At 72.1% G+C, this 6,362-nt stretch carries 2 protein-coding genes; both read right to left on the bottom strand.

The features are described 5' to 3' along the window. Positions 1 to 2,606 (bottom strand): type I polyketide synthase (locus ACWF79_RS34600; protein ID WP_453732149.1); only part of this gene is annotated, 2,606 nt, incomplete at its 3' end. 49 nt (positions 2,607 to 2,655) lie between these two features. Further along, on the bottom strand, positions 2,656 to 6,362 hold a 3,707-nt coding region (locus ACWF79_RS34595), incomplete at its 5' end, for an SDR family NAD(P)-dependent oxidoreductase (RefSeq protein ID WP_453732148.1).

The following is a 6,362-nucleotide window of genomic DNA, read 5'->3' as shown; positions in this document are numbered from 1 at the left end:
GTCAGGACGCCATCAGGCCCAAGCTCCAGATACGCGCTCACGCCCTCGGCATCGAGTGTGCGCACCGCATCGTGGAAACGGACCGCTTCGCGGACATGCCGGACCCAGTACTCGGGGTCGGCTATCTCCTCCGACACGACCGTGCCGGTCAGCGCCGAGACGAAGGTGATCTGCGGCGCCTGGAAGTCCAGGCCTTCGACAACCTCACGGAAACCGTCCAGCATCGGATCCATCAACGGGGAATGGAAGGCATGGCTGACCCGCAGCCGCTTCGACCGCACCCCCGCAGCCGACAGAGCCTCCACCACGCCCGCCACGGCGTCCTCGGCACCGGAGATCACTACCGCCTCAGGGCCGTTGACCGCCGCGATCGCCGCACCCTCCACCAGGAGAGGAGCAACCCGCTCCTCCCCCGCCTGGACGGCGACCATCACGCCACCCTCGGGCAGCGCCTCCATCAGCCCGCCACGTGCCGCTACCAGCGCGGCGGCGTCCGTCAACGACAGGACACCCGCCGCATGCGCGGCCGCGATCTCGCCGACCGAATGCCCCGCCACGAAGGAAGTGCGCACACCCCACGACTCCACCAGACGGAACAACGCCACCTCAACGGCGAACAACGCCGGCTGAGTGAACCCCGTACGGTCCAGCAGATCCTGCTCCTGGAACACCACATCCTTCAGACCACGGCCCAGCAGCGGATCCAGCTCCGCACACACCGCGTCAAACGCCTCCGCGAACACCGGAAACGCCTCGTACAAACCACGGCCCATACCCAACCGCTGCGCACCCTGACCCGTGAACAACAACGCCACAGACCGCTCACGATCCGAAGCCACCCCACGCACCACACCAGCGGTACGACCGTCCTCCGCCACCGCTGCCAGACCCGCCAGCAACCCCTCACGGTCCTCCGCCACCACCACCGCACGATGCTCGAAAGCCGCACGCGTCACCGCCAGCGAAGAACCCACCTCGGCCACACCCAACCCAGGCCGAGCCTCCACGAACTCCAGCAACCGCGAAGCCTGCCCCCGCAACGCCTCCGCCGACCGACCCGACACCAACACCGGCGCAAGCAAGTCCCCGGCCGCCACCGGCTCCAAAGCCTCAGCCTCCGAAACCGCAGCCTTCGAAGCCTCAGCCTTCGAAGCCTCGGCCTCCGAAACCCCACCCTCCGAGCCCCCGCCCCCGGGCGCCTGCTCAAGAATCACGTGCGCGTTCGTGCCGCTCGCCCCGAACGACGACACGCCCGCGCGGCGGACCCGGTCCGTGTCCGGCCATGCCTGCTCTTCGGTCAGCAGGCGAACCGCGCCGGCACTCCAGTCGATCTGCGAGGACGGCTCCGCGGCATGGAGGGTCCTCGGGAGGATGCCGTTCCGGAGGGCCATCACGGTCTTGATCACGCCGGCGACACCGGCCGCCGCCTGGGTGTGGCCGATGTTGGACTTCAGGGAACCCAGCCACAGCGGCTGGTCCTCGGGACGGTCCTGCCCGTACGTGGCGAGCAGCGCCTGCGCCTCGATCGGGTCACCCAGCTTCGTACCCGTACCGTGCGCCTCCACGACGTCCACGTCGGCCGTCGTCAGACCCGCACTCTCCAACGCCTGCCGGATCACCCGCTGCTGCGACGGACCGTTCGGAGCCGTCAGACCATTGCTCGCACCGTCCTGGTTCACAGCCGAACCACGCACCACCGCCAGCACCCGGCGCCCATGACGAACCGCGTCCGACAGCCGCTCCACCAGCAGCATCCCGACACCCTCGGCGAAGCCGGTACCGTCCGCACCCTCCGCGAACGACTTGCACCGCCCATCAGGCGCCAAGCCGCCCTGCTTCATGAAGTCGAGGAACATGACCGGGGTCGACATGACCGTTGCGCCGCCCACCAGCGCCTTGGTGCACTCGCCGCGCCGCAGGGCCTGGACCGCCAGGTGCAGCGCGACCAGCGACGACGAGCACGCCGTGTCCACCGTCACCGCCGGACCCTCAAGGCCCAGGGTGTACGAGACCCGGCCCGTCGCCACGCTGCCCGCGCTGCCGTTGACGAGGTAGCCCTCCAGTTCCTCGGGCACGTCGGTGACGCTGGTGGCGTAGTCGTGGTACATCAGGCCGGCGAAGACACCGATCCGCTCGCCCTTGACCGACAGCGGGTCGATGCCCGCCCGCTCCAGCGCCTCCCACGACGTCTCCAGCAGCAGCCGCTGCTGCGGATCCATCGCCGTCGCCTCACGCGGCGACACACCGAAGAACCCGGCGTCGAACTCCGCCGCCCCGTGGAGGAATCCGCCCACGGGTTCGTACCCGTCGCGGGAGTACGCCCCGGTGACGTCCCAGCCTCGGTCGGTGGGGAACGGGGAGACGCCGTCGGCGCCGGAGGCCACCAGGTGCCACAGCTCCTCCGGGGTCTCCACACCGCCCGGGAAGCGGCAGCTCATGCCGATGATCGCGATCGGTTCGCCGCTCGCCGCCTCGGATTCGCGCAGCCGGCGCCTTGTCTCCTGGAGGTCGTTGGTGACCTTTCGGAGGTAGGTGCGCAGCTTCTCCTCGTTGTCCGCCATGCCCGAGCCCGATCCCGTGGTTGAGGTCTTGTTCGTCGTCGTCATTGGTGTGGGTGTCGCGTTCGCGTTCGTAGGTGCTTCGGCCATGTCCTGGTCAGAGCTCCCCGTCGATGAAGGCGAAGAGTTCGTCGTCGCTCGCCGTGTCGACGTCGACCGTGGGTGCCTCGCCGCCGGACCCGCCGGCCCCCCCGGATCCGCCGGCAGCGTCGGCGGGCCGGGCGCTGTTCGTGTCGCCGCCGTACCTCACCAGGAGTTCCTGGAGCCGTCCGATGAGGCGGGCGCGTGCCGGGTCGGTCGCCGAGGTGGCCGACAGGAGGTCGTCGACCAGGAGCAGGTTGGCGAGCACCTTGTCGGCCGAGGGGCGGCGGCTGCGGGCCAGCTCCTCGCGGAGGTGTTCGGCCAGCGCCAGCGGCGTGGGGTAGTCGAAGGCGAGGGTGGCGGAGAGCCGGAGTCCGGTCGCCTTGTTGATGCGGTTGCGCAGTTCCACGGCGCTGAGCGAGTCGAATCCGAGGACCTTGAACGTCTGGTCCGGTCCGACCGCGGTGGCCGAGTCGTGGCCGAGGACTCCGGACGCCTGGCCGCAGACCACGTCGAGGAGCAGGTCGCGCTGTTCGTCCTCGGGGAGGGTGGCGAGTCGGTCGGGCAGCGTGGGGCCGGCCTGGGGTTCGCTCGTGGTGGCGACGGCGGGCTTACGGTTCGGCAGCCGTACGACTCCGGTCAGCAGCGGCGGGAGCGTGCCCGCGGCCGCCTGCTCGCGCAGGGACGCGGTGTCCAGCCGCAGGGCGAGGACCAGGCTTTCGGAGGTGCCGTGGGCGGCGTCGAAGAAGGCAAGGCCCTCCGTCGAGTCCATCGCGGCGATCCCGGCCCGGCTGAGCCGGCGTACCGCGAGGTCGTCCAGGTGCTCGGTCATGGCGCTGCGTTCGGCCCAGAAGCCCCAGGCCATCGCGGTGCCGGGAAGCCCCCGTGCGCGGCGGTGGCCCGCGAGCGCGTCGAGGAAGACGTTGGCCGCGGCGTAGTGTGCCTGGCCGGCGGTGCCGAAGGTTCCGGCGGCGCCGGAGAAGAGGACGAACTCCGACAGCTCCAGGTCGCGGGTCAACTCGTGGAGGTTGAGGGCCGCGTCCACCTTGGGGCGCAGTACGGCGTCCACCTGCTCGGGCGTCAGGGATTCCAGTACGCCGTCGTCGAGGACGCCGGCGGCGTGGATCACCGCGGTCAGCGGGTGGGCGGCGGGTATGCCGGCCAGGACGGCTTCCAGCGCGTCGCGGTCGGCGGCGTCGCAGGCCGCGACCGTCACGGTGACGCCCTTCGCGGTGAGTTCGGCGACGAGCTCGCTCGCACCAGGGGCAGCTTCGCCGGACCGGGCGGTGAGCAGCAGGTGCCGCACTCCGTGGGTGTCCGCCAGGTGCCTGGCGACGAGACCGCCGAGGGTGCCGGTGCCGCCCGTGACGAGGACGGTGCCGTCGCTGTCGTACGCGGGGCGCGTGGTCGTGGGCGCGGTGCCCTGGTCGCCCAGTCGGGCCAGTCGCGCGGCCAGCGTCTCGCCCTCGCGTACGGCGAGTTGCGGTTCACCGCCGGTGGCCGCGGTCGTCAGCGCGGCGGCCACGGCGTCCGTGTCCAGGCCCTCGACCTCGTCCTCGCGCTCCCCCACCGCGGGGAGGTCCAGGAGTGCGAACCGTCCGGGGTGCTCCGTCTGCGCGGAGCGCAGCAGGCCCCACACGGCTGCGTGTTCGAGGTCGTGTGCGGCCTCGCCGGGGACGGCGGCGACGGCTCCCCTGGTGACGAGCACGAGGCGGGAGTCGCCGAGGCGGTCCTCACGCAGCCACCGCTGGACGAGTTCGAGCGCGGTACGGGTCGCCGTGTGGACGGCGTCCGCGGTCAGTGGCGTCGAGGACGGGGGCAGCGGCCACAGCACCACGTCGGGCGCCGGCGTCCCGTCGGCCACCGCGGCGGCCAGGGAGGCCGGGTCGGCGTATGCGGTGGGCTTGTCCGCACCGGCGGTGGTGACGGCCTCGGTGAGCAGCGAGGCGAGGTCGGCGGCGGGGCCGTCCGTGTCGGGGTCGGCGAGCACGGCCCAGCCGAGGCCGTTCGCGGTCTGCGGGCCGCCGGTCGGGACGGGGGTCCACAGGAGCCGGTGGAGCGGTTCCGCGGTGCGGTCGTCGCGCAGCTGGTCGTCGGTGATCTCCCGCAGGATCAGGGAGTCCACGGTCGCGACGGGCCGTCCCGCCGTGTCGCTGACGGTCACCTGTACGCCGTCCTGGCCCACCGGGGCGAGCCGGACGCGTACGGCGGTGGCGCCGGTACGGAGGAAGCGCACACCGGTCCACGAGAACGGCAGTCGGCGCCGGCCGCCGCCCTGGAGGAAGGTGCCGTGGAGGGCGGCGTCCAGGAGGGCCGGGTGGAGTCCGTAGGCAGCCGCCTCGTGGTGGTGCTCCTGGGGCAGGGTCACTTCGGCGAAGACGCCCTCGCCGCTGCTCCAGGCCGCGGTCAGGCCGCGGAAGGCCGGTCCGTACTCGTAGTGCGCCTCGTCGAACGCGGCGTAGAGCGAGTCCAGGTCGACGGGTTCGGCGTCGGCCGGCAGCCATGCGGTGTCCGGGCCGAGGGTCGGCTCCTCGTCCGGTGCCGGTGTGGCGGCCGGGGCGAGCGTGCCGGTGGCGTGGCGCAGCCATGTGCCGTCGGTCGCGCCGGAGAGGCGGGAGTGGAGGGAGAAGGTGCGGCGTCCTTGGTCGTCGGCGGTGCCGACGGCGAGGTGCAGGTCCACGGAGCCCTGCTCGGGAAGGAGCAGCGGGTTCTCCAGGGTGAGTTCCTCCAGGTACTGGCATCCGGTGTGCTCACCGGCGTGCAGTGCCAGGTCCACGAAGGCGGTGCCGGGCAGCAGGAGGGTTCCGGAGAGTCCGTGGTCGGCGAGCCAGCTCTGGGACCGGGGGGAGAGCCGGCCGGTGAGGATGAGTCCGCCGGTTTCGGGCTGGGTGACCTGGGCGCCGAGCAGCGGGTGCGCCGCCGGGGTGACGCCGAGTTCGCCCGCCGCGTCCGCGGGCGAGCCGCCGCGGGAGGTGTCGAGCCACAGGAACTGCTGCTGGAAGGGGTAGGTGGGCAGGTCGACGCGGCGCGCGCCGCTGCCGGCGAACAGCGCGTCGCGGTCGATGTCCGCGCCGTGGACGTGGAGTTCGGCCAGGGAGGCGAGGAACCGTGCGGTGCCGCCTTCGTCGCGGCGCAGCGATCCGACGACGACCGCGTCGACGTCGTGGTCGGCGGCGGTGTCCTGCACGCCGGAGACGAGCACCGGGTGGGGGCTGGCCTCGACGAAGAACCGGTGGCCGTGGTCGATGAGGGCGGTGACGGCCCGTTCGAACTGGACGGTGTTGCGGAGGTTCTCGTACCAGTAGTCGCCGGTGAGGCGGGTGGTGTCGAGGGGCTCTCCGGTGACGGTGGAGTAGAACGGCACCTCTGCGGCGCGGGGGGTGACCTCCGCGAGCAGTTCGGCCAGTTCGTCCTTGATCTCTTCCACGTAGTGGGAGTGGGAGGCGTAGTCGACGGGGATACGGCGGGCCCTGATGCCGTCGGACTCGCAGCGTTCCATCAGATCGGTGAGCGCGTCCGGGTCGCCTGCGACGACGGTGGACGAGGGGCCGTTGACCGTGGCGATGGCGAGGGTGTCCTCGCGTCCGGCGATGAGTTCCCGGACCCGGGCGGCGGGGCCGGCGACGGCGACCATGCCGCCGCGTCCGGCGAGCGCGCCGAGCGCCTGGCTCCGCAACGCCACCACACGCGCCGCGTCCTCCAACGACAACGCACCCGCCACAC

This window comes from Streptomyces sp. NPDC054975 (assembly GCF_053609105.1).
Note: the sequence above shows the minus strand (reverse complement) of the source record. Positions and strands in the feature narration are given on the sequence as shown.